The organism is Candidatus Nealsonbacteria bacterium CG07_land_8_20_14_0_80_39_13, from assembly GCA_002779355.1.
Taxonomy (GTDB): domain Bacteria; phylum Patescibacteriota; class Minisyncoccia; order Minisyncoccales.
This window is the reverse complement of the sequence record PEWS01000040.1, coordinates 14565-32375: the sequence shown is the minus strand read 5'-3', so window position 1 is coordinate 32375 and position 17811 is coordinate 14565. Positions and strand designations below refer to the sequence as shown.

Sequence of the window (17811 nt, the reverse complement as noted above, 5' to 3'; positions counted from 1 at the left end):
TTTCGGTCAGAATAACCCTTATCTCAAAAAGATGATATTTGGTAATTGCCAAAGCTAATATTGAAACAGAAATTATTTCCAATAGATACGCCCCCAAAGGATTTACATTTATCCCATAGGCTGCCAAAAACGCATAAGCTGCCATGTTCATCGTAATAAAGGAAATTAACAAATATTTTACCTGATTCCTTCTAATTTTTCCGTATTTTTTTTGAGTTATTTTTAAAAAATTATATATTTCAAGAAGAAACAATAACACGTAAAAAAAGAAGAATGCTAAAAACAAATGATGGGCGAATCCAGCTTGAGTATGAACCCCCCATTCATATCTGTATAAATCGTTTACAAAATAAGATGTTCGACTTAGTAAAAGGAACACTAATGAGAAAAAATATCCTAAATAAAGATTAACTTTATTTTTTTCTTCTGTTTCGGTAAAAACCAGTCCGAAATGATACATTAATATGGGAATGAAAACTACCCCGATATAGACCATCTTATCCCAAAATATGCGCCAAATATCGCTATCGCTTTTATACATTATAAAGGTACAAATAAGCCAAACAGCCACCGCAGAGCAGAAAAAAAAGAATATTGTATTCAGCCTTTTCCATGGGTTCTTGCTGAAGACAAAAACACCCATCGCTATCATAAATAGTCCGCTGATAAGGGAAGAATAGGTATTTATAAATATTGCGTCTATCGTCATTGATGAGAAATAGATTAACTTATAATGACTTCCCAAAGCTTTGGGAAATATTTATCTTAAAATAATCTTGATATTTTCCCATTAAACTGAACATTTTTCTTGCTGATTCAGGGGTTGTGTATCCCGTATGGCTTTCCCCATCCCCCTCCATGGCGCAAATCATTGTTTCCACTAAACATGCATAAGCTTGATTTTTTTTCAAACCTATATTCATGCCGTAATCAATCTTTGGGGTATCAATAACCCCCCCATCAATAATCGTTACGTCTTTTCTTTCTGTCAGTATATCAGGAGATGTATTGCGAGGCTGGGTGATGTCATAAACAATGGCTCCTTGTTTCAAATAATCTGATTTTATAATCTGTTCTGTTGATGATGTGGTAACCACCACTATTTCCGCTTCCTTAATAAAAGAAATATCCTTTTCCACCCGAACGTTAGCATAGGAAGAAAAAATTTTTTTTAAAGCTTCTATTTTTTCTTCTTTTTCAACTAAAATCAAAGAGGCGCCTTTTTGAGCCAAAAGAAAAGACGCTCCCTTCCCGACAGAACCGCCCGCTCCAATTATAGCTATCTTTTCCTTTACGATATCTAAACTCCTGATATTATTTATTTTTTCAATAACTTTAACTGCGATGGCCGCAGTCAAAGAATTACCAGTGGTGATAGCAACCCCGTCTATCTTCGCTTTTAAATTTTCTCCACCATGAGTGACGGGAGAGGTAAGTTCTCCTAACCCGACAACCTCAACGCCCATTTTTTTCGCCATCTCCACCGCTTTTATTATTTTTTTCACAACAAAATCCCTTGGCAAGGAAAAAAATTGACGGGCAGACAGTGGAACGACAATAATCCATCCCGCTACCTCCTTGCTTCCTGAAAAGATTATTTTTCCTCTGGCCATCGGATTCAAACATTTGACCATCCATTCCAGAAATTTTTCCGGCAGAAATTTAAAAAGAGGAAAGACTTTTCCCATATCTTCCCGAAGTGATGCTCTTGGATGGATTAAAAAAGCGAATTTTTTCATATTCAATTATTTTAACTTTAGATTAATTTATTAAATCGGAAAGTTCTTCAAGGATGTCAATCGGTATCGGTAATTTTTCTCCGATCGGACTTATCCCCGGATACCTCCACGCGCTTATTATTATAACCTTCCTTATTTTTCCATTTTTTATTTGGTACATCATCCAAATTTCCGTCGGCCTCTTCTTTGTTCCGCTTTTCTGCATAACAGCGATTGTTTTCGGAGCGATTCCCTCTTCTTTCCTATCAGGCCTTCTTAATACCCTTAAAACTTTACCTTCAGAGAGCCGATAATAGCGCATTTTTCTTTTTGAGTGTTCTGTCCATAAAATTTTCTCAGGTTTCCTTTCTACGATTATCATGGAAATTAAGATCCGCCCATTTGGGACATTTTTTGAGCAGCTGAAAATTGAATTTTCTTGACCGCTTCATTAATGCAATCTTTTAAGATTCTTTCCTGTTTCCCCTTCTCCATATCGGGGCTTAAGATTATTTCTTCCATTTCCATTTTTCCGTTAACCGTAACCTTAATTCCGTCTCTTTCAACGGTTACTCTTTCCTTAGAGAGTATATTTTGAATCTCTCTCATTTTTCCTAAATTTTTAAGTTGGTCAAACATATGTTTAGTTTGTAGGTTGTAGGGCAGTAGGTTGTAGGCTACCCGCCTACAAGCTAATTCCTACAAGCTAGCTTAGTAGTTTGCCGTGTTTATCTATTTCTCCTTTTGATATTCTTTCTGAAGAAATAGGTTTTCCGTCTTCGGCTAAGACAAAATCTATTTTAATAATCTCTATCGACTTTTTATTTATTTTTTTTCTTTCCTCATTGATGGCTATGGCGGTCGGGAAAGTTTCCGGAGAAACCACTATATAATCAAAATCCCTCTCAAGGGTAGAGCCGAATTTATCTTTAATTTCCACAACATCCGGCTTTGACTTTAATTCTCCGGAAATAAAAAGTTCTAATTCTTTCTTCCTATCTTCAAAGCCGGCTATCTCCCTGTTCCTTGTCTGCAGAGCCATTTCGTCAGAAGTTAAGCCGATCATCACTCTCCCTCCAATTCCGTAAGCTTCTCTTAATAATTTTTTATGTCCGTCATGGAGTATGTCAAAAGTGCCTCCGACGACAGTTTCCTTCTCGTTTTTTTTGTTATCCACCATACTGATATTTTAACATATTGGAATAAAATAGTATAATAAAATTATGCAAGTTTTTGAATTTCATTTTAATCCCGATTTGAAACCGAGTTTAATTTTTGACAGCTTTTGCTATGAGCCGGAAAATGTTTACGAACGGAGAGTCGGAAGCTTATATATGCTCGGACTTCTTAGAAACGCCATCCCCCACGATGTCGCCTTTTTGGATAAATTAGCCAAGCTGATAAGGGAAAGGTATTATGGTTCAACTTTGGTCTCCAGTGAAGAATCTTTAAAGAAAAGCCTTCAGAAAGCCAATGAATATTTGCAGGAATTGACGAAAAATGGAGAAGTCGGCTGGTTGGGCAATTTAAACCTCGGGGCGATTGCAATAAAAAATTCTGAAATCAATTTTACCAAGACAGGAGATATAAAATTTATCCTGATTAGGGAAGGCCAGCTGATTAACATTGATGAAAAGATAAAAAATGAAACCATAGAGCCTTTTCCATTGAAAGTTTTCGGCAACATTGCCTCGGGTAAAATCGCTGAAGGAGATATTCTGATGGCTTTCACCAAAGATGTTTTTGATTTTTTTACCGACAAAAAATTAACGGAAGAAATAGCTAAAATAAAGCCTTTTAATGGAGAAAGCCTTAAGCTGTTTCTTAAATCTAAGAAGAAAGAGCTGTCTGTTATTTCAGGCGTTTTCCTGCTTCTATTCCTTAACGACAAGACTCCGAAAAAAGGAAATTCAAAAGAAATCCCGGTAAAAGAAAACTTAAAGGAAAATAGCTTAGCTCCGCAGAAAAAAGAGAGAATCTCCTCCCGAGCCGAGAAAAAAGAATTTTCTTTCAGGGAAGCGGTTTTTATTCCATTCACTGCGCCGGCTAAAAAGGCGAAGAATCTTTTAATGAAAAAAATTATTCTTCCTGTTTTCAACTTCCTCAAGTCCCAATTCAAAAAGACAACAAAGAAATCGTCTGCGCCAAAGATAAAAAAAACAAAAAAGGATGCGCAGAAAAAAAGATTCTATATCAATTTGCCGGCTTTAGATAATTTTTCCTTTCCGGTTCTCAAGCTTAAAATGAGGATAAAAGATATGGACGAGTCAAGGAGAATTCAAAGTAATCTGTTCCTGATATTTTCCTTTTTTATCTGCCTATTTATCGGTTTTCTGATTTTTAGCTGGCAAGAAAACAAAAAAGTGGAAAACTATCGGGAAGATTTTGAAAAAATTGAGCAAAAAGTTGAACAAGCGGAAAGCTTTCTGCTATTGAAAGAAACAAACCCTCAAGCAAGAAAAGACGCTGACGTTCTCCTTGAAGAAAGCTGGAATGAAATATCTGTTTTGATTAAGGAGTCGGTTTTTGTGCCCAAAGAATTAAGGGGACAAATTCTTTCCTTGGAAAATAAAATATCTCAAGAATTGAACGAACTGAATAATCTGGAGGAAATAAAAAATCCTGAAATATTTTTCCAATTTAAATCGGAAAATTTTGTTCCGCAAAGGATCATCTCTTTTGGGAAAGACAATTATTTCTTCAGCCATTATGCTCAAGGATTATTCAGATTGGATGAAAAGGGGCAGGGAAATAAAGAGGAAACAGAGCAAAAATTTGATTCAGCCGCAAATCTGACTGATTTTGTGATTTTATTCTCGGGGCCAAATCAGATAACAGGACTAAATGTAGGGGGAATAGAGGATCCCCTCACCTTGGTCCCCCCCTATCCGGAAGCTAATTTGAGCAATGTCTCTTCTTTCGCCTCTCATCTTTACTTTCTGGATAAAAAATCCGGAAAAATAATAAAATACCCTTTCCTCGGGAAATCCAAATGGGTGGAGGCTGTTTCTTGGCTTTCCTCCGACGCTTCAAGAAATATTGACGCCAAATCAATGGCGGTTGACGACAATGTCTGGGTTCTGGCAAAAGATAATTCCATATACAGATATTACGCCGGCGAATTCAAGGAAACTTTAAAAATAGATATTTTCCCGGCGATTAAAGATTTGTCAAAGATTTTTACTTCAACCGAACTCCCTTATTTGTATATTTCAGAGCCATCTCAAAAAAGGATAATCATTCTGGACAAAACAGGAAAGGTTATCAGGCAATTTCAAAGCGACAGCTTTGACAATCTTTTAGACTTCTCCGTTTCCGAAAACGGCAAAACCATTTACATTCTTAATGGCTTAGAAGTCTTCAAAATCACTTTCTGATATTTTGAAATTAAGAGATTAACGGGTTTCCGCCATAGGTGGACCAGCCTCTGGCTGGAACGGGTTAATCTGTTTTTTTATTAACGGAAATCAGCAATATCAGCATCTATCAGCGTTTTCCGAAAAATGTTTGACAAAATATATATAGATATACTATACTCTAAACAGTAAACATTGGTAGTTCTTTAAAAATCCATAAAGAGAAAGCCACCCCGCTATAGGCGGGGGGTCCCGCCCGACGGCGGGAAGAAGCCATTTTTGTTTTTTATTGCAGAAGGGAAGAAATGAATTCTTCAGGTAGCCAAATTGTTCGTTAAGAAATTAGTGGCCAGCTTGGCACCCTGAAGAGAGAAAGAATCTGAAGGGAGATAAGCCAAAAATATAAAAAATATATAAAAAACAAAAATGGAGAACAAAATAAAGGTGCCCCTAAAAGGTACCCGTCCAAAGGGACGTGAGGGTTCTTATAAGAAGAATCCAAAAGGACAAAGTGACGAGAGGTCGCAAATGGAAGAAAGAACTGTGGACGAACGGCATTACGTAATACGTAAACCGCTTAATCTGGACTCGACTATGTGTTGGGTGCTGGAGAGTAGATTCGGAAATTCAAAAATAGAAAAAAATAGAATAAGGCTCGTAGAAGGAGAGCTCGACGTTAATGACATTATTACCCTAGCCAATAAAGGCAATTTTCTCATAGATGTGGGACCTGCGCCAAAAGAATTGGAAGGGCACTGTTGTTTCGTGGGGCATGAATTTGCCGATAATGGAAGAGAAATGTGCGCTACGGAAGTCTTAGCCAGACGGCTTAAAATAAATGACAACCCGGCTATTCAGAGATTGATCGGCATAGTCAACGAAAAAGTTATTAGGAAAAAAAGCAAAACATTGAATCTTCCCCAAATAATAAACTTGACATATGCGGTGGCTGACGATAAAAGGGAAGCGTTGAAAGAAGCAGAGTTCCTCTTCGACATCCATTATGAGGCAGAAAGGCTTTATTATAAGTCCGAAGACAAAAACAGCTTTAGGAAAATCAGAAGTGAGTGCAAAAAACAAGCAGGGAAAATGCTAAATTTCTGGGTAGAACAAAGAGTGAAAACCGGAAGATTAGAAAACTGTTCGGACGAAAGGGTTCTCCCTTTAGAAAAACATATAGATGAAACCTCTCTAGGTGACGCCCCATACTTAAGTCTTGGCGGTCTTATAGGCGATGCTATCCTAATCGGAAAAAAGAAGGAAATAGAGCATTTAACCTTCAAGGTTCTGGATTTGTGGATGGAGAAACAGACAGGATTCTATCGTTGTGGGGAAATGATGCCTGACAAATCTGAACAGGTAAAAGGACTCTGCGGAGAACCACAGACAATGGCGCTGTTCAGGATCACAAGTGCCATGAAGAAAAAAGCCACTGAGATAGGCGCAGACATTCCCTCGTTTCCCGCATACTATAGAAACTGGTATAGAACCGGTGCAGTCGTCATTAATGACGTGACAACAATGGGAAGAAATACAGGCATTCAAATTTTTTACCGCTTAGAAAACAATCGGATAACGGTAGAAAATAAAGATACCTTAGCAATACTGAGGAAAAAAGAGGCCAGAGCAAGAAGAACCGAGAAAACTCTCTCTTACAAAGAATTGACCGAACCGGAAGACTTGCAATCGGACGTCTGGTACGCGATATCCGCAGGTGATGAGATAATCGGGATCGTGAACGGGACGATGGAAACAAGTAAGGACAGATCGTTACTTAGTGAAGACGACATCCTTAACGTCGTGGCAATGGGAGCGGACAAAGATTTTTTCCCCAATGATTGTTCGGAAAAAATTAAGGGGGGATGCAAAGGATGTCTGTTCAAACATTGCTGGCTGCCAAGGTGCGCAAGAAAGCTGGCTGAAAAAGCCGAGCACGAAGACTTCGAGAAACTAAAAAGCACATTAAGAACCAAAAAAAGCAATGGTAAAAAAGTCTTTATTCTGGGCGAAGACTTTATATAAATAGAGTTATGCGACTAATATCGCATGACCCTTTATAAAAAGTCTTGAATTTTAGAAAACTAATTTAGAAAACTAAAATTCAAGACACTTTTTTTCGAGATGACAAAAACTTTTGTCGTTTGGAAAAAGAGGATTATAAATAAAGCAAATCCCGCATTTCTGCGGGATTTTGTTTTTCGCTTATTTCAGTTCTACGGTGGCGCCGGCTTCAGTGAATTTCTTCTTCATTTCTTCCGCTTCCTCTTTCTTAACATTCTCCTTAATCATTTGAGGAGCGGCGACGACGGCGTCAACTAAATCTTTAGCCTCTTTCAATCCCTTTCCCGTAAGATCTCTAACTGCTTTAATTACTTCAATTTTCTTGTCGCCTGCTGCTTTGAGTTCAACATTGAAAGAAGATTTCTCTTCTGTGGCAGGAGCTCCTCCTGCGACTCCTCCGGCAGCGACCATAACCATTGGAGTAGCGCTGGAAACGCCGAATTTCTTCTCCAATACCTTTACTAATTCAGCTAAGTCCAAAACGGACATCTGCTCTATTTCTCCGACTAATTTTTTAAATTTCTCCGGTACCTCTACTGCTTCTTCCTCTTTTTTAATTTCTTCTGTCATATTTTTTTTGGTTAATTTATTATGATTTGATTTGGCTTAAAACACGCAACAGACCTTTAAGATTCCCCCCTAAAACATTGACGAAGCCTGATATCGGGGACTTCATGCTTCCTACCAATTTCGCCAAAAGTTCTTTCTTGCTCGGCAATTGCGATAAGACTATCGCCTGCTCTGAAGATAAAAATTCATCTTTCTTCGTACTCAATATTCCTCCCAAAACCTTAACGTTAGTATTTGTTTTTGAAAAATCTCCTGAAATCTTAAAGGGCATTACTTCATCTTCATATCCGAATCCGATAGCTATTTGCCCGGGCAATTTCTTCACTTTCTCTTTCATTCCCTGTCCCGAGCCGTCAAGAATCAATCCGAGCAATGTTTTTTTGGCTATTTTTAACTCGCATCCCTGTTCCTTCATTTTCTTCCTCAAATTGAGAGTGTCTTTTACCTTCAAGCCACAGTAGTCAAGAAAAATTATAGATTTTTGCTTTTCAAACTTGCTCTTTAAGCTTTCTACGATATTTTGTTTTCGTTTTTTAGTTAATGGCATATCTTTGATTTTAGTGAATAAAAAAATCTGCTATTGCAGACAAAGGGTAAACAAAAAGACGACTTGTTTCCTCGGCAGGATTTAATTACCTGCTGTCTGCGGATCCTGTCTCAAGTATATTCTTTTTTAAAATCCTGTCAAGAGTTCCGGCAAAATCCTTGGCGGAGGAGGGGCCGGAGGATGTGATGATATTTCCGTCAACCACAACCGGCTCTTTTTGGTAAATAGCCCTATTTTCCTTTAGGATTTTTATAGTTGACTTGTCCATTGAATTAGACCAAACCGTTGCCCTCTTCCCTTTCAGCGCCCCGGCTTTAGCCAAAATAACAGGACTGATGCATATTCCGGCCAAAATCTTCCCTTGATGAATCGTTTGGCGGATAATTTCATAAGAAATTTCGTTGTCCAGATTTTTCAAACAGCCCGGGCCACCGATAAAAATTATAGCGTCAAACTCCTCCACTTTTAATTCTGAAGCTAAAATATTAACCTCAATCTCTCCCCCATCAGCCCCGATCGCCAAGCCTTTTTTATTGGAAATGACTTTTGTTTCTATCCCCGCCTTATTCAAAATTTCCATCGGAACAAAAAGCTCCTCATCCCTGAAATCCCTAAAAGAAATAACCATCGCCACCTTTGGCTTTTTTTTCATAATTTTATTTAAGGTATTTTGCCTTGGCTATATTATGTTCCTCAAATGTCTTACTGAATATTGTTTTTCCTTCAGTATCTGAAAGATAATACCAATAATCGCTTTTTTCCGGCTCAATCGCCGCCTTAATGCTCTCAAGCCCGGGATTAGAAATAGGACCAATGGGCAATCCCTGATTCAAGTAAGTATTATAAGGAGATTTAGTTCTTGTGTCTTCATATGAATACCTCCATTTATCAACCCCGATGGCGTAAGCGACAGTGGCGCAGCTTTGCAACGGCTGGCCGATGCTTATTCTTTTCCAAAAAATTCCGGAAACAATTTTTTTATCCTCTGATGTCCTGACCTCTTTTTCCAACAAAGAAGCCATTGTCACGATTTCAAATATGCTTTTATTTTGTTTCTTTATTTCTTTTCTTAAGTCTTCCGTCAACTTCTTATCAAAATTATCCAAAGCTTTTCTGGTTATACTTTTTGTGGTTTCTCCTTCGTCAACCTCATAAGTGTCCGGGAAAATATAGCCCTCAAGGGTAGCGCTGTCCGGCGCATCCTTCAAAAATTCATAATCTTCCTTATATGACTTCACATTCTCTGCTGAAATTTCCAGCCAGAGGCTGGTCGTCCTCTGGACGAGGAATTTGGAAATCAGCTCTCTCTCAATATCCCGCAAACTCCATCCTTCAAGAATGATAATTTTTTCTTTCATCACTTCGCCTTTAACTAATTTCTCCGCTATTTGAGAAATAGTCATAGCCGAGGAGAGAGAATATTTTCCGGCCTTAATTTTCCCGGCCTCACCGCTTTTCAGAACGTAAAGAATAAAAAGAATGTCATTTCTGATAACCCCCTTTTCCCCAAGATTTTTGGCTATTTGTTTAGCCCCCTCCCCTTTCTCAACAACAAAAACCTCTTCTTTCCCCTGAAGATTAAAAGGCTTCTTTGTCTCCATCTCAAACAAAGCGAAAGAAACCGACACAATCAGAGTCAAAGACAAAAAAACAAAACAGATAATGATAAGTAATTCCCTTTTCAACGACATAAATTCAATTATACGTTATTTTTTTGTGTAGAGGGAGGATTTTTGGATGATGATTTTGTAAATGTTTTCAATGAAATCGCCTCCGGCATAACCGATGATAAAAGCCAAAGCCGGGGTAAAAACCCCTTCCAATGAAAATCCGACTCCTGTCATAGCCAGAGTTGAAAACATTCCGATAAGCCCTGACATAACGCTTACCCCTAAGAAATAAGGCCACTTAAAATCAACGGTTTTGTAAGCGAATTGGTGTTTAAGAAAACCGACCAATCCCCTCATCAATCCCCCGCCAAACCCCGCAAATAATAATTCAAAAACCATAATTTTTTGTAATTTGTAATTTATAATTTGTAATTTTGATTGTTATTCGTATCTTCTTAAGGCGTCGACCGGCCTTAATTTCGCTGCTCTTCTCGCCGGAAGAAACCCGGCTAAGCAGCCAACGACTAAAGAAAAAATCAATCCAAATAAAACTAATCCCGGAGATATAACTGCAGAAAAATAGAACATCGGATGAACTTGTCCGTATACCTCTATTAACTTAGCCATTATTGTTCCTAACGCGGTTCCCCCAATCCCGCCAACAAATCCTATAATAGCCGCTTCCATTAAAAAAATAGATGTTATGGCTGAATTTTTAGCCCCAATGGCCTTCATTATTCCTATTTCCTTTGTTCTCTCTCTGACAGAGGTAAGCATAGTATTCATTATCCCGATTCCGCCGACAATAATAGCGATGCTTGCGAACCCAACTATAACAGCTTGAACGACCGACAGGATGTCATTTGCTATTCCACTCACTTTTTCTGCGGTGATAACGGCGAAACTTGCCGCATCCGTTCCGCCTCTTCTTTTTGTTGTTTTCTCTAAAGCTAATTTTATTTTATCGGCTATATCATTGATTAAGACGCCATCGCTTACTTTGACCATAGCCATTTGAGCGCTCCCCTTTTTCTTCCCTGTGATATTCTCGTAAACATCCATATCCATATAGACAAAACTGTCATCTGTCTTACTGCCTAAAGATTCCAATATCCCGACAACCTTCATCTTCCTTCCTTTAATCATTATGTCGCTATTGACGATTATATTATCTTCAAAAATATCCTCCGCTAATTTTTTCCCGACAATGACTTCATTTTTACCAAAAATAGGCCATCTTCCCTCCCCTATGGTCCATCCTTCAAACCTTGACAAAATTTCTTGGCCGTCTCTTAAAGATAATCCTCCCAGAAAAGTTGTTTTTCCCTCGCCATTATATCTGGAAATGGCGCTACTATAAGACATAGTAATAACCTTATCAACTCCTTCAGTCTTTTGTATAGCTGAAATATCTTCTCTTTCTAATTCAACTCCTCCGACCATCATTGACGCAAAGGGGTTGGATTCATCACCGGGCATTACAATGATAATTTCTCCGCCCATGGCCTTTAATTGTTTGTTTATTGTGGTTTTCAGCCCCTCGCTTAAAGATAATAAACTTACAATAAGAAAAACCCCGATGACAATTCCAAGAATCGTAAGCCAGCTTCTCAATGACCGCGTCTTTAGGTTTTGAAACGCTATTTTTAAATAATCCCTTATTTCTTCCATAATGATTCGTTTGAATTGGAATGGTCGGATATTATCTCCCCATCCTTAATATTAATCATCTCCTTGCTATATCTTGCCACTTTCGGATCGTGAGTAACAACGACAACCGTTCTCCCTAAATTTTTGTGAAAATCGGTCAAAATTTCCATTATCTTGGTTCCCGTAACAGAGTCTAAATTTCCGGTAGGCTCATCAGCTATAATCATTTCCGGATCATTGGCTAATGCCCTGGCAATAGCCACCCTTTGTCTTTCTCCGCCCGATAATTCAGACGGTTGATGACAAATTCTTTCTTTCAGTCCCAGTGAAATTAAAAGTTCTTTGGCTTTTTTCACCCTCTCCGCCTCCGGAATTCCCTGAAAAATCATCGGAAACATTACGTTCTGAAGAGCGGAAAAATTGGGCAATAAATTAAACTCTTGGAAAACAAAACCGATGATTTTCCCTCTGGCTTGAGAAAGCTCATCTTCGCTTAAAAGAGAAATGTCTTTCCCTTTCAAAAAAGTTTTTCCCTTTGAGGGGAAATCCAGACAACCGAGCATATTTAATAAAGTTGATTTTCCGGATCCTGATGAGCCGACTATGCTCACAAAAGAGCCTTCAAAAATTTCAAGGATTACGCCTTTTAAAGCCGTCAGCTCCACTTTTCCCAGCTGATATATTTTCCAAACATCCTCCAGTTTGATCAATGACTTGTCGTTTACCATTTAGATTTTGCTATTTATTTAACTTATTTGACTCTTATTTCATCGCCCTCGCTCAATCCGGAGATTATTTCAACTAAACCGCCACTTCCTTGAGCGCCAATGATGATTTCTTTTTTTTCTATCTTTCCATTCTTCAGGTACTGAACAAACGCTTTTCCATTTTCCTTTCCAACTGCTTCCGATGGGATAGTCAGCACATTCTCTTTAATATTCTTTTTAATGTCTATATCAGCGGTCATTCCCGGCCTAACTTCTTCCGGCGCATCCTTGATGCTTATTTTTGTCTTGTAATAAACAACCCCTTCAATAAGTTCTTCAGCCGGATCAATGGCGATTACTTCTCCGTTGAGTTTTTTATCCGGAAAAGCTATCAGCGAAATACCAGCCGGGTCGCCAAGATTTATTTTAGCAATATCCTCTTCATAGATATTCACTTCAATCTCAAACAAGGCTGTCGGCAAGAAAGACATAGCGAGGCTTCCGGCCACCTGCATCTCTCCCTCTTTTCCCTCAACCCTTATTATTTGACCGTCAGACGGACTTCTCAAAACAGCTTCTTTCAGCTGGTTTTCCAAAAGAGCAACACTGCTTTCGGCCTGAACTACTTGAGCCTTGTAAGAATTAACATCTTCCTGGCGAGGCGGAGCTATCAGCAGAGCTAAGCTGTTTTGAGCGGAGGCCAAGGTTCCCTTAGTCGAAGAGAGAGATGTTCCCGCATAATTAATATTATATTCATTGGTTAATTTAACAGAGGAAATTGCCTGCTCGGAATTAACAACATTGGTTAAGGCTGTGTTTATATTCGTCCTTTGAGTATCCAAAGAAGCCTTATCGGTTGAAGAAACAATATTTCTGTACTTCGTTTCTTCGCAGATATCCCTGATTTTCTTTAACGCATCAGATACAATATTAAGATTCCCCTCCATTTTAGCAAGGTCATTCTCAACGGATAAGAATTTTTCTATTTTTTCAACGCTTTCCCTGACCAATATCCCCTCCTGATCGTTAGCGGAAAAATAAGTTCTCTCTATCAAATCAGCAACATTAAAAGAATTGCTTATAGTCAAATAAGCGGAGTTTAAAACAATCTTAGCGTCTTCTTGTGTGTCAAGGAGATTATTTTCAGCTGAAGCTTTTATATTTTCCAAATTATGTTCTGCGTTTTTAACTGCTGTTTCGGCGTTCAAAACCGCTGTTTCAGCGCTGGCTTTTTCCTCATTGCTCGCGCCGGCCATCAATTTCTCCAATTTTGCTTTAACAAATAATAAATTAGCTTTGGCTTCGGAAAGCTTTATTGATACTTCACTTATGTCAACTTTCGCCAAAGCCTCTCCCTTAACAACATTATCTCCGGCTTTGACCCAAATTTTTTCTATCCGTCCTCCATTTTTAAAAGACAGTCTTGTTTCTTCCCCTTTTTTAACTGTCCCTGTCTCTGATATTTCCTGAACAATATTTCTCATCTCCGCTTTCACGACCCTAAATCCTGTCTCTTTTTGCTTAAAAATTGTTTGAGAAAGACCAAAATAAGCCACTATTATAATAGCAACCAAAACCGCGATTTTCCCCGCCCAACCTTTCTTGTTTTTCTTATTTTCTTCATCCATATTTTTTAGTCCAGAGGACTATCTCGGCCAGAAGCTGACCTCGGCCAGAGGCTGACCAGCCTTTGGCTGGAGCCTTTGGCTGGGGCCTCTGGCCGATGCCCCTGGCCGATTTTCTTAAATTTATAATTTAATAACATTTTATCAAACTTTAAAACCAATTAAAAGCTAAAAAAGGTGTTGGATTATCAGACCGGAGGAGACGCTTATGCCGAAGAGCAGGAGTAAAATCCTGAACACATTTTTCTTGTCTTTTTCCTCCCTGAATAAAACCAGTATCCCCAATCCCCCGCTGGCGCATAATCCGGCAATAACCGAACCGAAAGAAATCAATCCCCCAAGATATAATTGAGTTATAGCAACAGAAGCGACGCAGTTCGGAATCAGTCCGACTAATCCCATTAAAAATGGCTGAAGAAAGCTATTGCTTAAAAATAACTTACCAAACGCCTCTTCGCCTATTTGAAAAATAGCGAAGTTGATCAGGAACGAAACGGCAAAAATAAAAACGAAAATTTTAAAAGTGTGAATTACAGGATGAAAAAATATCTCTTTCGGATTGAATCCTTTAGCCAAGGCGCTAGCGCTGTGCCCGCAACAGGCTTTTTCTTCTATTACTGACTCGTGATGATGATCCTTATCATCTTTGCTATGCGCATACGATTCAATATGAGCCAGTATTTTTTTGTTTTCTTTTCTGAAGGCCGAATCAATAGCGTATCCGGCCATTAAGGCGATGAAAATCTTCGTTGAAATTAAAGGTAAAATAATTCCGGTTTTGTCCGGCTGGGCTAAAATTATCGGGATAGCTTCATCGGAAGTGGAAAGATAAACAGCCATTAGCGTCCCCACAGTAACTAATCTTTGGGTATACAAAGCTGTGGCGACAACCGAAAAACCGCATTGAGGAAAACTCCCGGCTATCGCCCCTATTGCCGGACCTACCGCTCCGGCTTTTTGGATTTTCTCCCTTATCCTGTTCCCGAATCTATATTCAATCAACTCTATTCCGATATAAATTATTAACAATAATGGAACCATTTTAAATGAATCCATTAAAGCGTCTAAAAAAATTTCTTCCATATGCTTATATTTTTAGATTATGGCCTTTTTCTTTTAACCATTTTCTTTTTTCTTTATAATCAGGCAAAATTGCCTCCACTTTGTCCCAAAATTTTTTTGAATGATTTTTCTCCGCTATATGAGCCAATTCATGAACAACTACATAATCAATAACATCAATGGGCGCCATAATCAACCGCCGACTGAAATTAATTGAATTATTCGGTCCGCAGGAGCCCCATCTTGATTCGGCCTTGGTAATTGATACGGACTTAAATTTCCAACCGGTAATCCGACTGTAAAAATTCACTCTTTCGGTTATTTTCTCCAGTGCCTTTTCTTGAGATAATTCTTCGCATTTTTTAGCCGGCCAGCTATTTTTTAAAATTTGATCCTTTTTCTTTTTTATCCAAGCCCTTTTTTCAAAAACCAGACCTTCAATATATTCCAAAGTCGTTCTCATTGGCGCTCGGACAATAAGAGTCGCCTCGGACGAGACGATTAAGGCGATGCTCCTTCTCTTGGAGCGTATCAATTTATCTATCTTTATCTCCTCCATGGTTTTTGAAATTTGTAATTTGAAATTTGAAATTTAATATGGTTAGCCTTTGTGGAAACCTAAATCGGCCGGGTTGCCGGAGCCGGGAACGCGCCCTATCTTCCCTCCTGATTTCTCAAAATCATATCTTAGTTTTTTAACTTCAGCGCTTAAGGCAATTGTCTCCGGATGAATATTTTCTTTTTTTACATACCCCTTAGACCAAAACTCAATAATCAACTTACTGTCGCCGAAAACATCCTTAATCCCCTCCTTTAACGCAATCTGCAAGGCGTATTTGCAGGCCAGTAATTCGCCAAAATTATTAGTTACATCTTTAAAAATCCAGTGGTGGCCGCGATGATTTATATGGGTGTCCGGTAAAACTTTATCCAGTAAGCTTGTTCCCTTTTCATCGGTTACATTAATCTCAACCCCGTGGCCGGCTCCTGTTCCGGCGTCAAAATAGATCCCCTTTTCAGTGGTTAAGTGTTTAATCTTGTAATCCGCTCCGGCTTCCAGCCACATCTTAGCTTCAGCTTCGGTCAGAAAGCCCTTGAACTTGGCGCCCTGAATTCCGGAAACGATTTTTTCGCAAGATGGCCAGTCATCAGCTATGCCTGTTTTCCCATCAGCCGAGTAAGCATAAAATTTCTGTTTTTTCATAAATTTATTCTATCAAAAAAACCTCTCCACTGAAAGCAAAATAATTGCTTTCTCAACAAACAAATTTCACAGGGGTTTTCACAGGGGTCTGACCCCTGTAGATTCCGCAGGGGTCTGACCCCTGTAAACTCCCCTTCCCGCCTCACCGTTATTTGAAAACAAAAAACTCCGCCGAAGCGTAATTATCCAGAATTACGGAGACCCGGTCTCCATAATTCTGCGCTAAAAATTTTAACAAAGATTATCATCGTGGGGTCTGACTCCACGATGTATGCTTTTGGAAATGCGTGGCGTAATAAATTTTCTTTGAAAATTTAAACGCCACAGCAATGTTTAAATTTTTCCGAAAGAAAAATTTATTACATTGCGGGGGCGCCAGGACTCGCCCAGTCATACGACTGGGCGTCCCGTCGGATGACGGGACGAACCCGCGCATTCATTGGCAGGGGCAGAGAGAATCGGACTCCCGTCCGTGGTTTTGGAGACCACTGTTTTACCACTAAACTATGCCCCTAAGCACGCCCCCACGTACTTTTCTATTTTTATTTCTTGGCTTCTTTGTGGACTACGCTCTTGCGACAAGAACTGCAGAATTTTTTCAATTCCAGTTTCTCCGTCGCTATCCCCTTTGATTTGTGAGTGTAGTAATTAACTTCCTTGCACTCCGAGCACTGTAATTTTACGAATGGTTTTTTCTTTGTTGCCATATTTTTTTAATTGATATTTTTAATTTTCCACCAAGGGCAGATCAACCTTTGACTAAAATTGATAATTTTCGCTTATCCTGAGCCTGAGAGCGGAGTCGCACCGCTGACCTCATCATTACCAATGATGTGCTCTAACTGTCTGAGCTACTCAGGCCTATTTACATAACGCCTCAAGCATCTTGTCTATCTCTTTTTTAAGTTTGACGTTCCCGACTTCAATAGTCAATACCCCTGTCATGCTCTTTTTCTTATATGTTCCTTTCCCTCTTGGTTTTAGAGAAGTAACCGATTTTATTTGACCCGAAGCAAGTCCAAGCTCTTTATTCCAGAAACTAAGCGCTTTGTTTTTGCTCGCATCATTGAACAAAAGAAGATTATATAAGAATTTTTCTTTTTTAACGCCGCATATCTTGATTAAAAAATCACGAAATAACTTTATGAGTTTTGGATCGGAATTTCCCAACCTCACGCTATGCTTATTAAGCTTATTCCCTTCTCCCCAATAAATTCCCATTCCTAACCCGAATAATCTCTGGTCTTCCGGCGTCAAATTTTTCTTTATATTAAAGGGGTCTCCTTTTGGATTTAACTTTTGGTATAGGGCATCACTTACGCTGCGACAGGGAATTTTAAGTTTTTTCATCCAATATACAACCGCATTGTAGCTATAGCCTAATTTTTGAGAAATTTCCATCATTGAAAATCCTTTTCTATATAATTTTTTGATTTTTTCCTTGTCAGTAAAATTAATTTTAGCGCGTTTTGGATTATTAACCTTTGCCGCACAACTACGAGAACAAAATTTCTTGACGTCTGATGGTTGTGCTTTGAAAATTAATCTACACCCCTTTCTTGCGCATCGCCTCTCCTCTTGTTTGATCCGAAAATCATAAACTCCTTTTCCCCAATTTTCTCTAGTAATTTTCGCCTGTTTTTCTTTATACGCCATTGATTTGCAAATGTTAATGTTCTTCTCCATAATCTATTTTACATA

Annotated in this window: 20 protein-coding genes and 2 tRNA genes; 2 read left to right on the top strand and 20 right to left on the bottom strand. The window is 38.7% G+C overall.

Annotated features, from left to right (window positions below):
* The 5 genes from COS96_02885 to COS96_02865 all read right to left on the bottom strand — a co-directional run.
* Positions 1-652, bottom strand: a 652-nt coding sequence (locus tag COS96_02885; protein PIU43746.1) for a hypothetical protein, incomplete at its 3' end; no start/stop codon positions are given.
* 76 nt (positions 653-728) lie between these two features.
* On the bottom strand, positions 729-1739 hold the full coding sequence (locus COS96_02880; protein ID PIU43745.1) for a shikimate dehydrogenase: 1011 nt from the start codon (positions 1737-1739) through the stop codon (positions 729-731).
* Positions 1740-1761: 22 nt separating this feature from the next.
* Complete coding sequence (locus COS96_02875; protein PIU43744.1) at positions 1762-2100, bottom strand: hypothetical protein; 339 nt, start codon at positions 2098-2100, stop codon at positions 1762-1764.
* 5 nt (positions 2101-2105) lie between these two features.
* Entirely contained in the window at positions 2106-2357 is a 252-nt protein-coding gene (locus tag COS96_02870; protein PIU43743.1) for a hypothetical protein, read from the bottom strand.
* Positions 2358-2424: 67 nt separating this feature from the next.
* Entirely contained in the window at positions 2425-2898 is a 474-nt protein-coding gene (locus COS96_02865) for a phosphopantetheine adenylyltransferase (protein ID PIU43742.1), read from the bottom strand.
* A 43-nt stretch (positions 2899-2941) separates the two neighbouring features.
* Between COS96_02865 and COS96_02860 the strand changes: the two genes are divergently transcribed.
* Both COS96_02860 and COS96_02855 read left to right on the top strand, forming a co-directional pair.
* Positions 2942-5095: a hypothetical protein gene (locus COS96_02860; protein PIU43741.1), complete on the top strand. Its 2154-nt coding sequence runs from the start codon at positions 2942-2944 to the stop codon at positions 5093-5095.
* Positions 5096-5500: 405 nt separating this feature from the next.
* Positions 5501-7096, top strand: a complete 1596-nt coding sequence (locus COS96_02855) for a hypothetical protein (GenBank protein ID PIU43740.1) — start codon at positions 5501-5503, stop codon at positions 7094-7096.
* A gap of 180 nt (positions 7097-7276) precedes the next feature.
* Here COS96_02855 and COS96_02850 read toward each other — a convergent pair whose 3' ends face one another.
* The 15 genes from COS96_02850 to COS96_02780 all read right to left on the bottom strand — a co-directional run bounded on the left by COS96_02850 (position 7277) and on the right by COS96_02780 (position 17796).
* Positions 7277-7705 (bottom strand): 50S ribosomal protein L7/L12, encoded by a 429-nt coding sequence (locus COS96_02850; GenBank protein PIU43739.1) that lies wholly within the window; start codon positions 7703-7705, stop codon positions 7277-7279.
* Positions 7706-7724: 19 nt separating this feature from the next.
* Positions 7725-8252, bottom strand: coding sequence for a 50S ribosomal protein L10 (gene rplJ, locus COS96_02845; protein ID PIU43738.1), 528 nt, complete (start codon positions 8250-8252; stop codon positions 7725-7727).
* A gap of 85 nt (positions 8253-8337) precedes the next feature.
* Positions 8338-8904: a hypothetical protein gene (locus COS96_02840; GenBank protein PIU43737.1), complete on the bottom strand. Its 567-nt coding sequence runs from the start codon at positions 8902-8904 to the stop codon at positions 8338-8340.
* A gap of 4 nt (positions 8905-8908) precedes the next feature.
* Positions 8909-9943: an endolytic transglycosylase MltG gene (locus COS96_02835; protein PIU43736.1), complete on the bottom strand. Its 1035-nt coding sequence runs from the start codon at positions 9941-9943 to the stop codon at positions 8909-8911.
* 15 nt (positions 9944-9958) lie between these two features.
* Complete coding sequence (locus COS96_02830; GenBank protein ID PIU43735.1) at positions 9959-10261, bottom strand: hypothetical protein; 303 nt, start codon at positions 10259-10261, stop codon at positions 9959-9961.
* Between the two features lie 42 nt (positions 10262-10303).
* Complete coding sequence (locus COS96_02825) at positions 10304-11533, bottom strand: hypothetical protein (protein ID PIU43734.1); 1230 nt, start codon at positions 11531-11533, stop codon at positions 10304-10306.
* On the bottom strand, positions 11521-12240 hold the full coding sequence (locus COS96_02820; protein PIU43733.1) for a lipoprotein-releasing system ATP-binding protein LolD: 720 nt from the start codon (positions 12238-12240) through the stop codon (positions 11521-11523). The genes COS96_02825 and COS96_02820 overlap by 13 nt, the downstream gene beginning before the upstream one ends.
* Positions 12241-12263: 23 nt before the next feature.
* A complete protein-coding gene (locus COS96_02815; protein ID PIU43732.1) occupies positions 12264-13847 on the bottom strand; it encodes a hypothetical protein in 1584 nt (527 codons plus the stop codon).
* A gap of 165 nt (positions 13848-14012) precedes the next feature.
* Entirely contained in the window at positions 14013-14927 is a 915-nt protein-coding gene (locus COS96_02810) for a hypothetical protein (GenBank protein ID PIU43731.1), read from the bottom strand.
* A 4-nt stretch (positions 14928-14931) separates the two neighbouring features.
* Complete coding sequence (locus COS96_02805) at positions 14932-15456, bottom strand: M48 family peptidase (GenBank protein ID PIU43748.1); 525 nt, start codon at positions 15454-15456, stop codon at positions 14932-14934.
* A 51-nt stretch (positions 15457-15507) separates the two neighbouring features.
* On the bottom strand, positions 15508-16110 hold the full coding sequence (locus COS96_02800; GenBank protein PIU43730.1) for a ribonuclease HI: 603 nt from the start codon (positions 16108-16110) through the stop codon (positions 15508-15510).
* 440 nt (positions 16111-16550) lie between these two features.
* Positions 16551-16624 (bottom strand) — tRNA-Trp (locus tag COS96_02795).
* Positions 16625-16652: 28 nt separating this feature from the next.
* Positions 16653-16817, bottom strand: coding sequence for a 50S ribosomal protein L33 (gene rpmG, locus COS96_02790; GenBank protein PIU43729.1), 165 nt, complete (start codon positions 16815-16817; stop codon positions 16653-16655).
* 80 nt (positions 16818-16897) lie between these two features.
* Positions 16898-16971, bottom strand: a tRNA-Thr gene (locus COS96_02785).
* Complete coding sequence (locus COS96_02780) at positions 16972-17796, bottom strand: hypothetical protein (GenBank protein ID PIU43728.1); 825 nt, start codon at positions 17794-17796, stop codon at positions 16972-16974.
* Positions 17797-17811 lie beyond the last annotated feature (15 nt).

Excerpts from the sequence above, each read along its gene's own strand:
- COS96_02880 (PIU43745.1), bottom strand. The coding sequence starts at position 1,739 with ATGAAAAAATTCGCTTTTTTAATCCATCCAAGAGCATCACTTCGGGAA.
- COS96_02875 (PIU43744.1), bottom strand. The coding sequence starts at position 2,100 with ATGATAATCGTAGAAAGGAAACCTGAGAAAATTTTATGGACAGAACAC.
- COS96_02870 (PIU43743.1), bottom strand. The coding sequence starts at position 2,357 with ATGTTTGACCAACTTAAAAATTTAGGAAAAATGAGAGAGATTCAAAAT.
- COS96_02865 (PIU43742.1), bottom strand. The coding sequence starts at position 2,898 with ATGGTGGATAACAAAAAAAACGAGAAGGAAACTGTCGTCGGAGGCACT.
- COS96_02860 (PIU43741.1), top strand. The coding sequence starts at position 2,942 with ATGCAAGTTTTTGAATTTCATTTTAATCCCGATTTGAAACCGAGTTTA.
- COS96_02855 (PIU43740.1), top strand. The coding sequence starts at position 5,501 with ATGGAGAACAAAATAAAGGTGCCCCTAAAAGGTACCCGTCCAAAGGGA.
- COS96_02850 (PIU43739.1), bottom strand. The coding sequence starts at position 7,705 with ATGACAGAAGAAATTAAAAAAGAGGAAGAAGCAGTAGAGGTACCGGAG.
- rplJ (PIU43738.1), bottom strand. The coding sequence starts at position 8,252 with ATGCCATTAACTAAAAAACGAAAACAAAATATCGTAGAAAGCTTAAAG.
- COS96_02840 (PIU43737.1), bottom strand. The coding sequence starts at position 8,904 with ATGAAAAAAAAGCCAAAGGTGGCGATGGTTATTTCTTTTAGGGATTTC.
- COS96_02835 (PIU43736.1), bottom strand. The coding sequence starts at position 9,943 with ATGTCGTTGAAAAGGGAATTACTTATCATTATCTGTTTTGTTTTTTTG.
- COS96_02830 (PIU43735.1), bottom strand. The coding sequence starts at position 10,261 with ATGGTTTTTGAATTATTATTTGCGGGGTTTGGCGGGGGATTGATGAGG.
- COS96_02825 (PIU43734.1), bottom strand. The coding sequence starts at position 11,533 with ATGGAAGAAATAAGGGATTATTTAAAAATAGCGTTTCAAAACCTAAAG.
- COS96_02820 (PIU43733.1), bottom strand. The coding sequence starts at position 12,240 with ATGGTAAACGACAAGTCATTGATCAAACTGGAGGATGTTTGGAAAATA.
- COS96_02815 (PIU43732.1), bottom strand. The coding sequence starts at position 13,847 with ATGGATGAAGAAAATAAGAAAAACAAGAAAGGTTGGGCGGGGAAAATC.
- COS96_02810 (PIU43731.1), bottom strand. The coding sequence starts at position 14,927 with ATGGAAGAAATTTTTTTAGACGCTTTAATGGATTCATTTAAAATGGTT.
- COS96_02800 (PIU43730.1), bottom strand. The coding sequence starts at position 16,110 with ATGAAAAAACAGAAATTTTATGCTTACTCGGCTGATGGGAAAACAGGC.
- rpmG (PIU43729.1), bottom strand. The coding sequence starts at position 16,817 with ATGGCAACAAAGAAAAAACCATTCGTAAAATTACAGTGCTCGGAGTGC.
- COS96_02780 (PIU43728.1), bottom strand. The coding sequence starts at position 17,796 with ATGGAGAAGAACATTAACATTTGCAAATCAATGGCGTATAAAGAAAAA.